Annotated in this window: 18 protein-coding genes and 2 pseudogenes; 10 read left to right on the forward strand and 10 right to left on the reverse strand. The window is 64.4% G+C overall.

The window, feature by feature from the left end; all coding sequences use genetic code 11:
- Positions 1–172 precede the first annotated feature (172 nt).
- The 3 genes and pseudogenes from SPHV1_RS18760 to SPHV1_RS18770 all read left to right on the forward strand — a co-directional run bounded on the left by SPHV1_RS18760 (position 173) and on the right by SPHV1_RS18770 (position 1,845).
- A pseudogene (locus SPHV1_RS18760) lies at positions 173–804 on the forward strand (transcription elongation protein SprT).
- A gap of 121 nt (positions 805–925) precedes the next feature.
- The gene (locus SPHV1_RS18765; RefSeq protein WP_017501684.1) at positions 926–1,561 is read left to right on the forward strand and encodes an AAA family ATPase; all 636 of its coding nucleotides are present in this window, start codon (positions 926–928) and stop codon (positions 1,559–1,561) included.
- The gene (locus tag SPHV1_RS18770; protein WP_017501683.1) at positions 1,561–1,845 is read left to right on the forward strand and encodes a ribbon-helix-helix domain-containing protein; all 285 of its coding nucleotides are present in this window, start codon (positions 1,561–1,563) and stop codon (positions 1,843–1,845) included. Before SPHV1_RS18765 ends, SPHV1_RS18770 begins: the two co-directional genes overlap by 1 nt.
- A 44-nt stretch (positions 1,846–1,889) precedes the next feature.
- On the opposite strand, the gene SPHV1_RS18775 is transcribed toward SPHV1_RS18770, so the two are convergent.
- From SPHV1_RS18775 to SPHV1_RS18805, 7 genes and pseudogenes are all read right to left on the reverse strand, one after another.
- Positions 1,890–2,993, reverse strand: coding sequence for a replication initiator protein A (locus SPHV1_RS18775; RefSeq protein ID WP_004213366.1), 1,104 nt, complete (start codon positions 2,991–2,993; stop codon positions 1,890–1,892).
- 984 nt (positions 2,994–3,977) lie between these two features.
- Positions 3,978–4,409 carry a hypothetical protein gene (locus SPHV1_RS18780; RefSeq protein WP_017501681.1) on the reverse strand — a complete coding sequence of 144 codons (432 nt, stop codon included), beginning with the start codon at positions 4,407–4,409 and terminating at the stop codon, positions 3,978–3,980.
- 78 nt (positions 4,410–4,487) lie between these two features.
- Entirely contained in the window at positions 4,488–6,164 is a 1,677-nt protein-coding gene (locus SPHV1_RS18785) for a type IV secretory system conjugative DNA transfer family protein (protein WP_026109289.1), read from the reverse strand.
- A gap of 2 nt (positions 6,165–6,166) precedes the next feature.
- A pseudogene (locus tag SPHV1_RS18790) lies at positions 6,167–7,080 on the reverse strand (HEPN domain-containing protein).
- 2 nt (positions 7,081–7,082) lie between these two features.
- Positions 7,083–7,349 (reverse strand): hypothetical protein, encoded by a 267-nt coding sequence (locus tag SPHV1_RS18795; protein ID WP_026109288.1) that lies wholly within the window; start codon positions 7,347–7,349, stop codon positions 7,083–7,085.
- Positions 7,342–7,578, reverse strand: coding sequence for a conjugal transfer protein TraD (locus SPHV1_RS18800; RefSeq protein ID WP_017501678.1), 237 nt, complete (start codon positions 7,576–7,578; stop codon positions 7,342–7,344). Before SPHV1_RS18800 ends, SPHV1_RS18795 begins: the two co-directional genes overlap by 8 nt.
- 37 nt (positions 7,579–7,615) lie before the next feature.
- On the reverse strand, positions 7,616–7,921 hold the full coding sequence (locus SPHV1_RS18805; protein ID WP_017501677.1) for a conjugal transfer protein TraD: 306 nt from the start codon (positions 7,919–7,921) through the stop codon (positions 7,616–7,618).
- 176 nt (positions 7,922–8,097) lie between these two features.
- On the opposite strand from SPHV1_RS18805, the gene traA reads away from it, so the two are divergent.
- The 4 genes from traA to SPHV1_RS18825 are packed head-to-tail and all read left to right on the forward strand — an operon-like array spanning position 8,098 to position 13,354.
- A complete protein-coding gene (gene traA / locus SPHV1_RS18810) occupies positions 8,098–11,034 on the forward strand; it encodes a Ti-type conjugative transfer relaxase TraA (protein WP_017501676.1) in 2,937 nt (978 codons plus the stop codon).
- A gap of 9 nt (positions 11,035–11,043) precedes the next feature.
- The gene (locus tag SPHV1_RS18815) at positions 11,044–11,781 is read left to right on the forward strand and encodes a DUF6118 family protein (protein WP_017501675.1); all 738 of its coding nucleotides are present in this window, start codon (positions 11,044–11,046) and stop codon (positions 11,779–11,781) included.
- Positions 11,781–12,050 (forward strand): DUF1971 domain-containing protein, encoded by a 270-nt coding sequence (locus tag SPHV1_RS18820; RefSeq protein WP_010339208.1) that lies wholly within the window; start codon positions 11,781–11,783, stop codon positions 12,048–12,050. Before SPHV1_RS18815 ends, SPHV1_RS18820 begins: the two co-directional genes overlap by 1 nt.
- 8 nt (positions 12,051–12,058) lie before the next feature.
- On the forward strand, positions 12,059–13,354 hold the full coding sequence (locus SPHV1_RS18825) for a serpin family protein (protein WP_230190404.1): 1,296 nt from the start codon (positions 12,059–12,061) through the stop codon (positions 13,352–13,354).
- Between the two features lie 6 nt (positions 13,355–13,360).
- Here SPHV1_RS18825 and SPHV1_RS25100 read toward each other — a convergent pair whose 3' ends face one another.
- Positions 13,361–13,537, reverse strand: coding sequence for a hypothetical protein (locus SPHV1_RS25100; protein ID WP_156367391.1), 177 nt, complete (start codon positions 13,535–13,537; stop codon positions 13,361–13,363).
- 496 nt (positions 13,538–14,033) lie between these two features.
- Here SPHV1_RS25100 and SPHV1_RS18835 point away from each other — a divergent pair, with 496 nt between their 5' ends.
- The gene (locus tag SPHV1_RS18835) at positions 14,034–14,318 is read left to right on the forward strand and encodes a WGR domain-containing protein (RefSeq protein ID WP_017501672.1); all 285 of its coding nucleotides are present in this window, start codon (positions 14,034–14,036) and stop codon (positions 14,316–14,318) included.
- Between the two features lie 516 nt (positions 14,319–14,834).
- Positions 14,835–15,173, forward strand: coding sequence for an RNA polymerase sigma factor (locus tag SPHV1_RS18840; protein ID WP_230190403.1), 339 nt, complete (start codon positions 14,835–14,837; stop codon positions 15,171–15,173).
- A gap of 35 nt (positions 15,174–15,208) precedes the next feature.
- On the opposite strand, the gene SPHV1_RS18845 is transcribed toward SPHV1_RS18840, so the two are convergent.
- The gene (locus SPHV1_RS18845; protein WP_026109286.1) at positions 15,209–16,582 is read right to left on the reverse strand and encodes a hypothetical protein; all 1,374 of its coding nucleotides are present in this window, start codon (positions 16,580–16,582) and stop codon (positions 15,209–15,211) included.
- Positions 16,583–17,152, reverse strand: coding sequence for a recombinase family protein (locus tag SPHV1_RS18850; RefSeq protein WP_017501669.1), 570 nt, complete (start codon positions 17,150–17,152; stop codon positions 16,583–16,585). It abuts the gene before it with no gap.
- 140 nt (positions 17,153–17,292) lie between these two features.
- On the opposite strand from SPHV1_RS18850, the gene SPHV1_RS26160 reads away from it, so the two are divergent.
- Positions 17,293–17,435: DUF4158 domain-containing protein (locus SPHV1_RS26160; RefSeq protein WP_156367392.1), on the forward strand; the 143-nt coding region annotated here is incomplete at its 3' end.

A 17,435-nucleotide genomic window follows, 5' to 3' on the forward strand; every position in this document is an offset into this window, starting at 1 on the left:
CCCCCCCCCCCCCCCGCAACGGGATTAGACGGGGCCGTGCCTCGCTGCGCTGCGGCCGCACCACCCCCATCGAATCCCGCTGCCCCCCTCTCTCGCCGGCGTTCTTGGGCGTCCGTGTTCCGGCCGATGGCATGGCCATCGCCGAACAGGCGATTTGAAGGGAGTAAGGACGATGACCCACGAAACCCGCGAAAGCTGGCTCAATGCGGTGGCGGCGGGCATGGCCCCGCTGTTCGAGGTGCTGGACGCCCCCCTGCCCGACCGCGTGCGCGTGGCGATCGGCTTCACCAGCAGAGGCGCGAAGGCCAAGGCGATTGGCGAGTGCTGGGATAATCGGTTGAGCGCGGACGGGCATTTTGAAATCTTCATCCGCCCGGACCTGGCGCACGCGCCCGACGCGATGCCGGCGCAGATCGCAGCCATCCTCGCGCATGAGCTGGTCCATGCCGCTGTCGGCATCCCGGCAGGGCATGGGAAGACGTTTAACGGGTCGCCCTTGGGCTGGGGCTGGTCGGGCCGATGCGCGCCACCACCCCCGGCGAGGCGTTCCTTGCGGCCATCGCGCCGATCCTGGAGTGCGTTGGCCCCCTCCCCCATGCCCGTCTCGACACGGACGGGGAGTCGACCGCGCCCAAGAAGCAGAAAACCCGGATGCTCAAATGCGAGTGCGCGACGTGCGGCTATACCGTGAGGACCGCGCGCAAATGGCTTGAGCAGGCCGGAGCGCCGCTTTGCCCGATCGAGGATCACGGCCAGATGGAGCATGAGCCGCTGGACGATGACGACGCCGAACCGGAGGAATGATGCGGCGCGCTTTCGTCATTTCAGATTCAGCGCCTCCCTATCGTCATTTCGGGAACGACAGGGCTTCCCCTCCCGGTCTATTGTGTATACAAGTATAGGATTATACGTGTAGGAGTGTAGCATGAAGGTTCTCGCCATTCTCTCACAGAAAGGCGGCGTTGGGAAAACGACGCTCGCGACCTGTCTGGCAGTCGCGGCCGAGCAGGCGGGCAAGGTCGCCGCGATCATCGACCTGGACCCGCAGGCGACGGCCTCGTTCTGGAAGGACGTGCGCCAGCTCGACACGCCCGCCGTGGCGTCGATTCAGCCGGTGCGCCTGCCCGCTATGCTCAAAGCCTGCGAGGACGCCGGCACCGATCTTGTCGTGATCGACGGGGCGGCGGTCGCGCGCGACGTGGCCTATGAGGCAGCGCGTCACGCTGATTTCATCCTGATCCCGACTAAGACGGCCGTGTTCGACACGATGAGCATGACGCACACCCTCGACGTGGTGCGCCAGCTCGACCGCGCCTTTGCCGTGGTCCTTACCTTCGTGCCCCCGCAAGGTCAGGAAACTGGCGATGCGATTCAGGCCGTGGCGGAGCTAGGCGCGACGGTTTGCCCGGTGACGATCGGCAACCGCAAAGCCTTTTTCCGCGCCCAAGCCGCAGGCCGGGCCGTGCAGGAGTTCGAGCCGCATGGGCCAGCGGCCGACGAAATCCGCCGACTATACGAGTATACAAATATACGCCTATACAATCAGGCGGAGGTGGCGTGATGGCGAAGGGCGGAAACAGTCTGCAAGCGGTGCTGAACCGCGCCAAGGCGGACGGAGACGCGGCCCCGGCCCCAGCGTCGGCGATCGAGCCGGTAGACGTGACCCGCAAGGCCCCGCCGAGCGGCCGACAGGGGACCAAGCTGATTGGCGGGCATTTCCCTCCCGAGGTCAGCACGCAGCTTCGCATTATCGCGGCCGAGGAAGGGACGACCGTTCAAAGCCTGCTGGGCGAGGCGCTGGACGACCTGTTTGTGAAGAAGGGAAGGGGGCGCATCGCCGGCTAGTATAGATGTATACAATTATACACCTATACATCTATACACCTATACTAGCGCAAGGGGGCAGTCTTGTGCTTGTTGCGACAGAAGCCGATGAAGGCGGCGCGGGGGCTTTTCAGTTCCGGCCGCCCGCTGTCGATCCACCATGACACCCATTGGTCATAGAGCGCGTAAACGTCATAGCCAGGCGCAACGCTCTTGGCGTCGTGGAAGCCTTCGGGGTCGATATAGGGCCGCTCGGGTTCCGCCTCGATCGCCTCGACCGTATCCAGAGCCTCGCGATTGCGGAACGTGACCGTATCGCCGTTCATTTCCACGGCATAGTCGGGCAGATGATCGTGCGCGACGAGATCGCGCAGCATCGAGCGGAACACGCGCAAATGGCTACTCGCGCCGGTCTTTTTCTGTAGCGTTTCGACCGAGATCGACCATTTTTCCTGCGCGCCGCAATGCTTGCGCGCCAGCTCGTAGATACGCCGTTCGAGCGGCTTGCGGAGGCGGAAATAGTCGCGATGGAGCGTCAGGACGCTGCGCCCCTCAACCATCTTGAACAGCCAGTCGGATAGCGTGACCTTGATTTCCGACATTTGGCCGGAGCGGGTTTGCCGCACGATCCGCCATTCATTGATGAGGCCGAAACCTTCGGTGATTTCCTCGCCATCGGCCTTGATATTCGTGGTGATCCGCGTCCCCGACAGCCGCTCGAACGCGCTCCGCAGCCGGTCATAGCCGTCGCCATCGGTTTGCCGGTTGGTCCACACCAGTAGATCGCGAGCAGTGAGGTGCAAGGTGCGGCTCGGTCGCTCCCCCTGGTTCATCTTCCCGATGAGCTGGGAGATGCAGTAGATCAGAATATCCTTGTCGTGGATCGTCGCCAGCCCTTTGACGCTGGGGACGATTTCGAGCTTGTTGCCGTTATGCTCATAGCGGAACACGCGCCGATCGGGCTTGGTCGCGAGCGAGAAAATCGGATGCTCCATCGAGGCCATGTCATCCTTGGGGATGGCGTCGAGAACATCGCAAATGAACAGATCGGGATCGGGGTAGCGAACAGGCAGCAGGGGAGGGCGTCCCTCCGCGCCGTTCGGGGTTTCATTGACGGCAAGCGGGAGTTCGGGGTTTCGTTGACGGTCAGGCTCGATTCGGGGTTTCATTGACGCGCACCGTAGATTCGGGGTTTCATTGACGCAACGGAAAAGTTCGGGGTTTCATTGACGGGTGATCGCGATTCGGGGTTTCGTTGACGCAGATTCGGGGTTCTGGAGTCACCAGATTCGGGGTTCCGTTGACGCCGAGGGCAAAAAAACGCCCGATTATTCTAATATTTTCAGTTGCTTATGAAACCGCCAAAATCCCGTAACACGACTCTTTAACCCATATATTAACACTAGGCCGACCTGTGGATAACTTTAACCGCAGCGCCCACTCGACGCCGGATCATCGTGGTTTCACCCACCAGCGTCCCGCCAGATCGAACAACTTGTCCTGATTTTCGGGACAGAGGCAGCATGATCCACTCGCGCCGCGCTACCGGCACCGGTCAGAGGGAAGAAAAGCGCCGCCTCTTGGGGGCTTCGCCCCCGCCGGCTCGCGGCCTTCGGCCGCCCCGGATCGCTTTGCGATCCTCCCACCCGGCATCCCCATGATGAGCCGGCTTCGCCGGCACGCTTTTTGCTAGATTGAGGATCGTTTAAACGCCCCGCTTCTATCGACACCACAGCGCCAGCGGCACCGTCGCAATTGGCTTTCCAGGAAAGCCAGGCGGATAGGGCGGTGATCGAGCCGAGAGGGCAGGGGAGGCGGAAACGTCGCAGCAGGGGCGATTTCCGGGCCGCTGGGCTTCATTCTGGACGTTTGGCAGGCCGGGGAGGGTCCAAGCGGCAATGGCGCTCTACGGGCTTCCCATGCGGCCGATTTCTGGAAAGCTAGATCCTCGCGAGGTCGGGGATCGAAACGGCGAGCCTCAAGGTTTGTGCGCCAGGCAACGATTTCACGGATTTGGCCCCGAACATTGCTGCGGGAGAGGGCGGAATCCTACGCCAAGAGCCGGCAGGGCAGGGCGCGGAAAGTCCGCTAAACAACGCCAAGGGCGAACAGACGGCGAACATGTATATTTGTATACGCCTATACATTCGCGCCTAGTGGCGCGTCCGCTTCGGTGGCGTCGGCGCGGCCATCAGCTCATCAAAGGCGGAGTCATCGCCCAATGCGTAGCGGCGCAGCGGATCATCCTCGGTCATGCGGCCGGCCTGGACTTCGCGCCATGTCACATATCGCAGCCGGCTCCGGTCCAACGCGCCATCGACAAGACATTCCGCGCGCAGGAACATCCATATCTGGCCCTGCCGGTGCTGGGCGAAGGCTTCAAGATCGCCGTTCGTCTCTTGGAGATGCACCGCCACAAGATCGCAGACGAGATTGAATATCCGCATGAGGCCGAGCCGGCTTTCCTCATCGGTGATCGCTTCGTGCAGCTCCAACACTTCGTCGCGGATCGCCGGAAGAGGTGCGGAACCGCTCTCTCCATAGGCCATGAGCCGGTCCCAAAGATCAATGACGCGTTGGTCCATATTCTATCCTTCCGCCCTTGGCGGCAGTTCTGACACTATACAGCAAACGGCCTTTTTCACTTCGTCGATAGTGTCCGTTCACGCCTTGTCGAACTTCCCGGCGAACTCGCGATCGGCGTAGTAGCGCAGCTTGGCGGCGACGATCGGCCGTTGCCCCGCAAGGAACAGGAGCTGCAAATCCTCGCGCAGCGTGCGGACTTCATCCGGCGTCAGCAACGGCCGCGCTACATGCTGCGATCCGAACGATATGCCGGTTTCCTCCGCGTCGATCGCGCGGCTCATCGTCTCGAACACGACTGTCTCCTGGCCGAGCAGATCGGAGACGAGCCTGGCGCTGTCGTGATCGTTGACGCCGAACACTTGCAGCACGCCGGCGTTGGACAGGAAGGTGCCGGCGCGGCGCTCGTAGAGCGCGCGGAGCTGGTGAACATCTTGCAGGATCGGCCAGAGCTGGATGCCATAGCCGGCCATCAGGCCCATCGCGCGCTCGACGGGTTCGAGGCGGCCGAGGGCGGCGAACTCATCGAGCAGGAACAGGACGGAGCGGGCAGGGGAGGACGGCGCGCGCGCCAGATCGGTCAGCCCTTGCGCGAGCATCAGGCGCAGCCAGCGGGCATAGGTGGCGAGCCGATCGGGCGGCAACACCAGATAGACGGTGGTGGCGTGCGCCTTCACATCGGCGAAGGTGAAATCCGAGCGCCCCAGCACGGCCGACATGCGCGGCGAATCGAGGAAATGGGTATGGCGCTGCGCGGCCGACAGCACGCCGGCGGCCTCGCGATCGGACTTGCCCAGGTGGCGGTTCGCGGCGCGGGCGATCAGGCCGCGCGCCTGCGTGCTGCGCGACATTTCCCGCAGCATCCTTTGGAAATTATCGGGCGCGAAGGTGAGGCAGTCGCGCACCGCTTCCAGCGTGCGGTCCTGGCCTCGCGATTCCGGGTCGCACGCCACCCACAGGAGGATGCCGGCGATCAGCGCCTTGGCTTCCTCGTTCCAATGCGCCTCGCCGGCTTCGCCGGGAGCGTCATAGACCAGCGCGTCGGCCAGCGTCATGCAGTCGTCGGCGAGATCGAGGCCGGCAGGGTCGATGCGATCGAGCGGATTGAAGGCAGCGCCGGGAAGGCCCGTCACCCCGAACGGATCGAGGACATGGACCGGGCCGAACTTTGCCCGATGGCGGGCGGTGATGCGGGCATTCTCGCCCTTGGGGTCGATGCAGACGACCGGGCCGGGATAGTCGAGCAGGTTGGGAATGATGGTCCCCACGCCCTTGCCGGTGCGCGTCGGCGCGATCGTCAGCAGATGCGAGGGGCCGGCATAGCGCAGCAGCCTGCCGTTCTTGCGGTCGCGGCCGATCAGCAGGCCGTCGCCATTTTGGGCGAGGGGGCGAGTTTCCCGATCGGTGGCGAAGCGGGCCGAGCCGTGCGTGGCATCGCCGGCAGGGCCGCCGTAGCGCAGGATCAGCGGTTGAAAGAGGGCGCGCAGCGCGACGAGGATGACGACGATCGCCGTCAGCATCATGACGGTCTGATAGATATGGGAATCGTGGGCCAGGCCGAGCAGCCTGCCAAGAATGAGCGGCACCCCAAGCCCCAGCACCAGGCCGGTGATGAGGAACAGGACCAGGACGCCGAACAGGTGGCGGATGAGGGCGACCGGGCTGGTGACGAGGGCCGTGATCGCCCATATCGGCTGTTCGCGCGCGAGCCGCGCGAGGTTGCGGATCGCGCGGCCGAGCTGGCGGAACCATTCCATCATCAGGATTCCCTCCCGCTGTCGTTTTCGAGATGTTCGGCGCAGATCGCGGCGGCGATCGTGTGGAGATGCTTCACGCGGTCAACGAGCCAGGCCAGTTCGTCGGGGGTGATTTCATAGGCATGGGAATAGCGCGCCTCGACATAGGCGCGCTGGAGCTGCGCAAAATGGCGGCGGGCGGCGCGGGTATCGCGCGGCCAGGCTTCGATCAGCCGGGGATCGAGATTTTCGGCAAGCGAGCGCAGGATGCCGATGCGGTGCGATTTGGGCGCGTAGAGCGTCAGGACGAGCAGCAGGCCATGATAGGCGCGCTCGACGGCCTGGTGGAGCATGAACGCGGCATGGTTGGTCTCGCCGTCGCGGATCGCATATTCGGCGAGCGTCAGGCAGTATGCGGCATCGGGGAGCCACTTGTCATAATGCGCCCTGGCTTCGGCGTGGCGTTCCTGCGCGTCGAGCTGGCGCGGCACGGCGAGGCGCTGTCCCGGCGCTTCGTAGAGGGCGATCCCATCGCGGGCTATGTCGGCGAAGAAGGGACGGCCGCGCGCGAGCTGGTCGTTCACGTCCATCAGCGAATGGACGATGAAATTGACGGGCGTGGCGAGCTGGCGGGTGACGGTCAGCTCGCGCACCAGATGATCGTCGGCGACAGCCCACCATGTTGCAGATCGGTGAAGGTCTCGGAGTTGACGATGACGAGCAGATCATAGTCGGAGATATAGCCGCTGGCGCGATCCTCGACCCAATCGCCGCGCGCGTAGGAGCCGAACAGGATCAGCTTGAGGATGCGGCCGCCCTTGCGCTTGTCGGAGAGCTTGGTTTTGACGGCATCCTCAAATTCATCGAACAGGACGCGGGCGACCCGTTCCAGCTCGCGGCGCTTGGCGGCGGGAAGATGATCGAGGCCGGCGCGCATGGTCAGCGCGCTTCGGGCAGGTCGATAGCGGTGATGCCCTGAGCGGCGGCGATGGCGTCCACCAGGCTATCGACGGTTTCCATGCGATGGCTGGGCCAGTCGCGTGAGACGGTGACATAGCCGGCGTCGGTCTGGACGTTGATGATCGCCGTGGCGGGCAGCAGATCGAGCAGGGTTGCGAGCTTGTCCTGAATATCGGGGGTGATGTGGTCGATGCCGGGGCCGACCATCAGGAGCTGCCAGGAAAGGCGCGAGGTGTCGTCAGTCATGGGCGGTCTGTTCCTTGCTGTCCTGTCCTTCCGCTTCCGCGTCGAACGCACGTTTGCCGCGCCGCTTCCAGAGCGCGAGCGCGTTGCCATCATCACGCGCGCGGGCGGCAAGATCGAGCATCGCGCCGTAGAGCGTTGCGCGATCGTCGTCGGCCAATTCGACGAGGCCGGCCTTCTGGACGAGGCCGCCCAGCTCTATGAGATGGCGGGTGCGTTCGCGGCGCTGCACGACCCATCCTCTCGTATCGGTGCGGCGCTTGGCGGCTTCAACCCTGTGCCTCGCCTGCGCCAGTCTGGTTTCCGCTTTCGCCGTTGCCGCCAGAGCGTCGCCCAGCCTTGCGCCCGCGTCCCTGAAAGAAGGCCGCGCCCCGCGAGCGCAACGCCTCCTTTTCGCCAGCGTCGGCCGATTCCACGGCAGCGAGCAGCGCGCCGGCGAGTGTGTCGAGATCGAGCGCATCGGCCCCGGTTGCCGTCACCAGTAACCCAAGTTGCTCGATCTTCTTGGCCTTGATAGACTTGGCCTTGTCGCTCAGTGCCCGCAATTCGGCGTCATAGTCGCGCGTTTTTCGCATCACTCTCTCCCTCGCGCCCGTCGAACAGGAGCCGCACAGTAGCACGATCGCGCTGGCAGGACAGCGGTTCCATCATGAAATGCGGCCAAGTCAATCACGCGAACGGCAGAGAGTGGTGAGTGCGCGCTTATACGTCGTTGCCGACGTGCGCTAAGAAGGGCAGTATAGCGGCTGTCATGGCGATCTACCATTTCTCGGCCAAGGTCATCAGTCGCGCCAACGGATCGAGCGCCGTTGCGTCGGCTGCCTATCGTGCGGCGGAACGGCTGCACGACGACCGGCTCGGGCGCGACCATGATTTCTCGAACAAGGCCGGCGTCGTTCATTCGGAAATCCTGTTGCCCGAAGGTGCGCCGGAGCGTTTAAACGACCGCACGACCTTGTGGAACGAGGTCGAGGCGGGGGAGGTCAGGAAGGACGCGCAGCTTGCCCGCGAGGTAGAGTTCTCGATTCCGCGCGAAATGAATCAGGTGCAGGGCGTCGCGCTCGCCCGCGAATTTGTCGAAAAGCAGTTTGTCGAACGCGGCATGGTCGCGGACCTCAATGTCCATTGGGACATGGGCAAGGATGGGATGCCCAAGCCCCACGCGCATGTCATGCTGTCGATGCGCGAGGTGGACGGGGAAGGGTTCGGGAAGAAGGTCCGCGAGTGGAACCGAACCGAGCTGTTGGAGAGGTGGCGCGAGGCATGGGCGAACCATGTCAACGAGCGGCTTGCCGAGCTGGATATTGATGCCCGCATAGATCATCGCACCTTGGAGGCACAGGGGATCGACCTGGAGCCGCAGCACAAGATCGGGCCAGCGGCATCGCGTATGCCCGAACAGGGCCTTGAGGCGGAGCGGGTCGAGGATCATGCGCGGATCGCGCGCGAGAATGGCGAGAAGATCATCGCCAATCCGGAAATCGCGCTCGACGGTATCACGCGGCAACAGGCGACGTTCACGCGGCGCGACCTGGCGCAGTTCGCGTTCCGGCACAGCGACGGCAAGGACCAGTTCGACCAGGTGATGAGCGCGGTGCGGACCAGCCCCGAGCTGGTGGCGCTGGGCAAGGACGGACGCGGCGAGGACCGCTTTACCTCGCGCGATATGATCGACACCGAGCAGCGGTTGGAACGCGCCGGCGATCGGCTTGCTGGACGGGAGGGGCATGGTCTCCCGGCGGCAGCGTGGAATCGTGACGCCGCCGCCGGAAGTGGGGGCCTGACACTCGGGGCAGAACAGCAGGCCGCGCTGGCACATATCACCGGCAAGGGCGATCTTTCAATTGTGGTCGGCTACGCCGGCACCGGCAAATCGACCATGTTGGGCGTTGCGCGCGACGAATGGGAGCGCGCCGGCTATCAGGTGCGCGGCGCGGCCCTGTCGGGGATCGCGGCCGAGGGCTTGGAAGGCGGCTCCGGCATCCAGTCGCGCACGATCGCCAGCATGGAATATCAGTGGGGCCAGGGGCGCGAGCTGCTAGGTCCGCGTGACGTGCTGGTGATCGACGAGGCCGGCATGATCGGCACGCGCCAGATGGAGCGCGTGCTGTCAGAGGCCGAGCGGGCAGGGGCTAAGGTCGTTCTTGTCGGCGACGCCGAGCAGTTGCAGGCGATCGAGGCCGGCGCGGCGTTCCGCGCGCTGGCCGAGCGCCACGGCGCGGCCGAAATCAGCGACGTTCGCCGGCAGCATGAGGACTGGCAGCGCGACGCCACGAAGGCGCTGGCGACGGGCCGCACCGGCGAGGCGATCCATGCCTATGAGCAGCACGGCATGGTCCACGCGGCCGACACGCGCGAAGCTGCGCGGGGCGAGCTGGTGGGCCGCTGGGACGCGCAGCGGCTTGCCGATCCGGACAAGACGCGGATCATCCTCACCCACACCAATGCTGAGGTGCGCGATTTGAACCAGGCCGCGCGCGAACGTCTGCGCGACGCCAGCGAGCTGGGGGCGGACGTGCGCGTGTCGGCCGAGCGGGGGCCACGCGACTTCGCCAGCGGCGACCGCATCATGTTCCTGAAAAACGAGCGCGGCCTTGGCGTGAAGAACGGCACGCTGGGAAAGGTCGAGCGCGTTTCGCCCGACAGCATGGCGGTGCAGCTCGACGATGGCCGGAGGATCGCGTTCGACCTCAAGGACTATGCCCATGTCGATCATGGCTATGCCGCGACCATCCATAAGTCGCAGGGCGTGACGGTGGATCAGGCGCATGTGCTGGCGACGCCGGGGATGGACCGTCATTCGGCCTATGTCGGCATGTCGCGGCACCGTGACGGGGCGCAGCTCCACTATGGGCGTGATGATTTTGCCGATCAGCGTCAGCTCGCCCGTGTCCTGTCGCGTGACCGCGCAAAGGACATGGCCGGCGACTATGGGCGTGAGGGCGCTACGGCCGAGCAGGACCGGGTGCGTGCGTTCGCCGAGCGGCGCGAGATCCGGTTCCCGGAACTCGCGCGGGAGATGGTCGCCAAGGTGCAGGCGAAGGCCAAGGGCATGTTCGCCGGCTTCCGCCCGAAACCGACGTCGCCCGAGCCGGTGCGCGACGGCAAAGGGGGGCCGATCAACACCGGCTCCGAGCGGGGATCGCCCGCGCCCAATCAGGCCAAGGCGATCGAACGCTATGCGCGCGTCCAGGCCGATATGGACCGGATGCGCGAGAAGGGCTTGCCTGTGCTCCCGCACCAGAAAGAGGCGCTGGCGAAGGCCGGGGACGCGCTCGATCGGTTGCGCCCCCAGGCGGCTCGGGATTTGGCTTCCGCGTTCGAACGCAACCCCGCACTGGTGCGCGACGCGGCCGAAGGCAAAGCCGGCGGGGCGGCGCGGGCAATGGCCGAGGAAGCCCAGGTCCGTTCCAATCCCGAACTGCGTGCCGACCGCTTCGTGGAGCGCTGGCAAGGTATGGCGCGCGAGCGGGCCGAGCTCGCGCGCAGCGGCGATCGTGCCGGCGCGGAGCGCACGGCCAAGAAGATGGATGGCTTGGCGGGAGGACTGCATCGCGATCCGCAGCTCGAATCCGTGCTGCGGCGGCGCGCGCCCGAACTGGGGCTGGAGATGCGCCGGGATCGTCCGATCAGCCAGGAATTGACCCGTTCGCTGGAAATCGGCCGCGATCGAGGGTTGAGCCGATAAGGAGAGACAATGGCGGACGAGGAATGGGAGGAAGGCGGCGACGCGGCGGCGGAAGCATTCGAGCAGGTGCGCGCCGCGGTCGAGCAGCAGCGCGGCGAGCTGGCATTGATGCGCCGCGCCATCGAGGGACTGGCGGCCGAGCGCGCCAGCATCGACGTGCCCGACTATTCCGAGACGCTGGGGTATGTCGTCCAGGGGCTGGACGGCATCAACGGACGCCTGGACCAGGTTACGACGGCCATCGTGAAGTCGCCGGCGCTGGCGATGACGCCTGCACAGGTTTCGGCGCAGATCAATCGAGCGGCGGCCGACCTTCGCAGCGCCGACCATGCCGCCCTCGCGACCGCCACCGACGAGATGAAGCAGCAGGGGCGCGAGCTGCGCACCGTCGTTCAATCGGCGCTGACGGCGCGGGATCAGAAGGACCGTCAACTATGGTTCGGGTTGAGCGGGTTGCTTATCGGCATCCTCCTCTGGTCCTTCCTTCCCGGTATGGTCGCGCGCGAGATCGCGCCGGCGAGCTGGCAATGGCCCGAACGCATGGCGACGCGGGCTCTTGCCGAGGCGACACCGTGGGATGCCGGGCAGCATTTGATGGCGAGCGCGTCACCGGCGAGCTGGGAGGCGATCGTCGCGGCCGACAGGTTGCTGCGCGACAATCGTGAAAAGATCGAAGGATGCCGGCAAGCGGCAAGGAAGGCGGATCAGCCGGTGCGATGCACGATCCAGGTGGGAGTGAAGAGATAATGGTGATTCCCTACCGCTCGACGCCCATATTCGATGAGGCGACATTGCCCGCTGCCCTGCGCTCCGAACATCGCACCAAGGCCGGTGTGTGGGGCGTGATCCGGGTCATCGAAGGGAGATTGAAGCTCACCTATCTCGACCCGGCCTCGGAGGTGGTCCTTACACCTGACCGGCCAGGGCTGATCTTGCCCGAACAGCCGCATTTCGTGGAACCGCTCGGAGCCATGCGGATGCAGGTCGATTTCTACGATCAGCAGCCAAGCCTTTAGGGAGAGCCATGCCTAAAACAGCCTTGTCATACCCGCTTCTTGCCATCCTCGCGCTTGGTGGCTGTGCGACGCGCGACCCGGCACCGAGTCCCGGCTCGCTTCCTACAAGCCTGTCCCGGCCCGACGCCGAGGCTTTGCCGCATGACCTGACCTATGGCGCGGCGTTAATGACCGTCAAGGTCTACCCGCACCTGGCAGCGAAGGCCGATGCAAACGCCAATCTGTTCATCTCCCCGGTCAGCTTGTCGCAGGGCCTGGGGCTCGCCTACCTTGGCGCGCGGGGCGCCACGCGCGAGGAGATTGGCCGCGTGCTTGGTTGGGATTCGTCCCGCAACGTCCCTGCGCTCATCAAATCCTACAATGCCCAGCTTAACGACACCGGCGATGCCGATACCGCGCTCGGCATCGCGAACGCGCTGTGGCTGGCGAAGGGATTGCCGGTCCGGGACGAGTATGTCGCCGAGGCGCATGCCGGCTTCGGAGCGGCTCCGGAAACCGTCGATTATGCTGGTGATCCCACCGGAGCGGCCGAGCGGATCAATGGCTGGGTTTCGCGCGAGACGAAGGGCAGGATTTCGGAGATCGTCTCTCCGAGCGGCTTCGGGGATGACACCGCCGCTGTGCTGACCAACGCGCTTTACTTCAAGGCGAAGTGGCAGGTGCCGTTCGAGGAGACGGAAACGCGGTCCTTCACGCGTGGCGACGGCACGCGCATCCCGATCACGATGATGAAGCGGATTGGCCGGTTCGACTACCGCGAGACCCGGGAAGGGCAAGCGATCGCGCTGCCTTATGGTCGCAACGGTCGTTTCGTGATGGAGATTTTCCTGCCACGTGACGCGGCAACCCTGCGCCGCTGGGAGCGTGAGCTGAAGGGTGTCGATTTCTTCGCCGGCGAGCAGGGCGGCAATGATCGTTTCGACCTGTCCGCGGAGCAGGCTCGCGAGATGCGGATCGTTCTGCCCCGCTTCGAAGCGAGGTTCGATGAGAGCGTGAAGGCAGCGCTGATCGCAGCGGGCATGCCAAGCGCCTTCGACCAGCAGCGTGCGGACCTGTCGGGGCTCGCCAGCGGTGCGCGCCTCGCGATCGATGACGTGGCGCACGCGACCTTCCTGCGCGTCGATGAGGAGGGCACCGAGGCGGCGGCGGCAACCGCAGTCAAGATCGTCGTGACCAGTGCGCGGATAGAGCCTCAGGTGCCGGAGATGGTGGTCGATCGTCCTTTCCTTGCCACCCTGCGAGACCGAAAGAGCGGCGCGGTGCTGTTTTTCGGGCGCATCGCCGATCCGACAGCGATTCCATAGGCGCACTCAGGCCATGCTCCGTTCAGCCGTGCGGGCGTAGCCTCCCGGTATGATGATGGTGTCGCTATCGCGAGCGATCGGCACGGCTCTGGCCGGTGCGGCGTTGAGCGCGTCCACGCCCGCCATGGCGTGCTCCTGCATCCTGCCCGACAATATCGAGGCAGCGGGACGCGCGGCGTTCACCAAAGCCGATCTTGTTGGTGAGTTGGAGATAGGGCGGGCGCCGGTGACGGCACCGCGCAGTTTCTGGTGCGGGTCGGACGGACGAGCACGACCATGGTTCAGGCCCGGGCATAAGATCGAGCAGAGCCGCCCCGCGCGCGTTATCAGCATCACGAAGGGCCGCGTCTCGGGACCAATTCGCATCCGCACCAGTCCGGTGATGAACATAGGTGGCCGGTGCGGAATGACCGGGAATAGCTGCCAGGTGTCTCTCGGCCGAAGCACCGTTCGGACCGGCCCCATGCTGTTTCGGCGTGTTGCGCCGGGCACCTATGAACCCTTGGACGTTTGCACCCAGTCGGCGTTCACCACCTGGCTCGAACAGCGCCAGAAGCGTCGCGCACTCCCGCAGACGCGGTAACGCTTCGAGGAACCATCGATTTCTTGAATCACCGGCGTGCCATTGATTCAAGAAAGTCGCCGGACTTGGAGAGGCATAATTCGTAGGCTCCGCGCCATGAATGGCGCGAACCTGTCCTTGCCCGAGCCGATCGAGCTGGTGGCGCTCGATCCGGCGCGCAACATCCGCCGGCGCTACAGCATCACCGCGAGCCTCGATCTTTTCGGCATGATCGTTGTGGAAACCCGCTGGGGCCGGATCGGCTCACACGGCCAGGCCCAGCGGCACGCCTTCATCGATCGCGCGGCGGCCGACCGCCACATTGCCGCGACCCTGCGGCGGCGCGGCACGGCCGAAACCCGGATCGGAGTGCCTTACAAGCCGGTGCCCACCGAGATTTGAGCCGCCACCGCCACATCGGCTGCTTGAAGAAACCGGCCGGTGCTACGGCCAGCATGTTGCCGGCTCAAGCGGCGCATCCTCTCCTGGACGACAGCCCTGGCGACCATCGGCCGACCGTAGCGCTCCGCATTCTAGCCGGAAATGGTTCAGCGGGACAGGATGCCGGCGGTCCCTTGCACGTCTGGCGTTCGCCTGTGAGCGCTACGGCGGCGATGGTCATGGCGCGCTCGCGTCGAAATGGACGCTCTGGAAAAGCCTCGTGCCAGATCTTCTCGGCCATCGATGCAAGCTCCTGCGGCGTCGGCGGCCGAGCCTCACGAATGCACGCTATCAAGGCGCGCGGGAACAGGCGCTCCATCGTCTCTCTCCGATCGCGATATGGGAGCCTTATAGCACGGGCGCAGCCCCGATCGACCGGGACGGGACGAAGCGGGCCTTGAAGCGGTCTGGCCGGAAACATCGGCGCCCGCACCCTATATCGCTTGAGGGGCAGGAGAGCCCTGCCCGGAGAATGAGATGCCGTCCGATATACCTGCCCGTGTTCCCTTGCCGATCGCCATGCCCGACAATGCGTTCGGAGCAGCGCTGATCGAGCAGGCGGCGTCGCTCAGCGCCTATGCGCGGCGACTGACTGGAGGGGGCGCCGATGCCGACGACCTTCTGCAGGACACCATGCTTCGGTGCTGGACCGCGCGCGCCAGCTTCGCGGCGGGAACAAGCCTCGCCGCCTGGACCCGGACCGTGATGAAGAACTGCTTTCTCACCGGTCGTCGCCGCGCCCGCTTTCACGCCGACCTGCCCGAGGATGCGCGCGACCGGAGGGCATCGCGTGGATGGTACGCCAGACAACGCTAAGCCCGAACAATACCAGAACGGCGATGTGAGGGCGGTCAACGGCGGAAGTCGATCAGCCCCAGCTCTTGCCACATCCACGTAAAATCATAGGTGGCCATTGGCTCGCCAGTCCCGGATTTTGCCGCACCATTCTCTATATATTTTAGCCAGTCGGCAACTTTCGCCCGGCCTGCCTTTGTACGGGCCAAAGCCCGCGGTGTCTTGTTGCCGAGGGCGGGCACCGCTTCATCAAGCGTTTTGGTATATTCGCGTGTCAGCATCTCATGAACGATGCGCTCCCTTTCGTCCGACGGGATATCGAGCGGCTCTTCCTGCGGAGCGCGGGCGGCGTCATCGGCCATGAACTGGGCCATAGTCCGAATTTCGGTCATAGGTGTGCTCACGCAATCACCGAGCCATTCGCGCATCTGCGTGATCGCTTGCTCCGCGCGGGCGGCGCTATTGACCTCAACGATCAGTTTGCGACCCACCAGTTCGACATTGGCAAAAACAGGTGTGCCGTCCTCCATGGTTGTCACAAAAGCCTGCCCGCCTTTGGTCGTTCGTGGTTTCCTGTTCTTCGTCACTGGCGCCAGCCAGTTCCAGAACGTATCGCTCGCAGGTTCCAGCCATTGCGCCGCGTTCAGCCTGCGAACCACGCTCTTGCCGATCACGCCCTTCGCCAGGGGGAACACGATACGGTGGAACACAAGATCATCGCCATCGGCATTGACCATTTCCGGCACGCTGCCGGACATGGCCTTGCCCAGACAATCAAGCAGCCAGATATTGGTGAAAATCGGACCTGACGCTTTTAGGAGGCCCTCCCTTTCGGGAGGGGACAGTCGGTCAGTACCTGGCCCATCGTCTTCAAGTTGGGAAAAGGCCTCGATCACTCGCCCGGCGCCGTCCGCGCTGAACGGTAATAAGGCGCCGGAAATCCCATGGCGGCCATTCACCTCGATGACCCGTGCGGCGATCTTGTCCCAGTTAACAAGGGTCTGCGTTGCGCTATGTTCGCGCACCGTGACCGGCGCAATATCGCGCAGAAGATCCCGCAAGGTCATCGACTGCCCGGGGACGACCTCGCTAACCTCATAGAGCGACATCACCGTATCGCGCAGTGCGCGCATGTAAGCCTTGTTCGGCGCTTTCTCGTTCCAGCCCCGGCGCTTGAGATACTCATCGACGAGATTGAGGCCTTCAGGCTCGAGTTCCTGTGTGAGCAAGTCTTCGAAAGCACAGCCCCACAGCTGCGCCTCCCAATGATCGCCGATGATGTCGAATATATCATCAGGCTCAAGATCCATCGCATCGCAGGCCGGGCCAAGATGCGCGACGAGCATCTCGTCCATCATCTCGTCCCAGGGCGCACGGCCCAAGTACTTCATCAATCCGGAAAGATCGTGAGCGGATTTCGGTCTGGACATTCAGGCAGGCCTTTCCACGCCAAGGCGGCGCATTTCGCGATAGATAGTCGATCGGCCGATGCCGAGTTGCCGCGCCGCTTCGGTCGGCGAGATACGGGCTTCAACCAGTTTGATCGCGGCATCCACCTTGGACATGTCGAGCGGCTGACGGCCAGGCTGCTTGCCCTTGGCGCGTGCGGCAGCGATGCCGTCCCTGGTCCGCTCGGAAATCAGCCGTCGCTCGAAATGGGCAATGGCCCCGAACACATGGAAGATGAGTTCGCCGGCGGCCGACGATGTGTCGATCTTTTCCTCAAGACTCAGAAGAGCGATGCCCTGGCCGCGTAGCGTCTCGACCGTGGCGAGCAATTCGGCCAACGAGCGCCCGAGCCGATCGAGGCGGACCACCGCTAGGGTATCACCCTTACGCGCATAGGCGATCAGTTCGGCCAGACCGGGCCGCTCCATGCTCTTGCCCGACATGACGTCGGTAAACACCTTGATGGCGCCCGCCTTCTCCAGTCGCATGGTTTGGCCCGAAACATCCTGATCGCCGGTGCTGACGCGGGCATAGCCCAGAATATCGCCCATGCCGTGCGTCTCCCCAACGGTCGTTCTGTGGACGCTATGGAGGACAGCCGCTTCGCCCCATCGACATCCGTCCACATACTATGTCTCTTTACTCATGGTTGTCCATAGGCGCAGATGACCTTTTGTGGACGGGAACCGGCATGACGAAGCGCAAGCATCAACTCCTGACCGAGCGCGAGCGCGATCAGATCCTCGCCATCCCGACCGATCGCGACCGCCTGGCACGGCTCTACACCTTCGAACCTTCGGATATCGAGATCATCGGCTCTGTTGCAAAGATTGG

Origin of the sequence: Novosphingobium sp. KN65.2 (genome assembly GCF_001368935.1) — a bacterium.
GTDB classification, from domain to species: Bacteria; Pseudomonadota; Alphaproteobacteria; order Sphingomonadales; family Sphingomonadaceae; genus Novosphingobium; species Novosphingobium mathurense.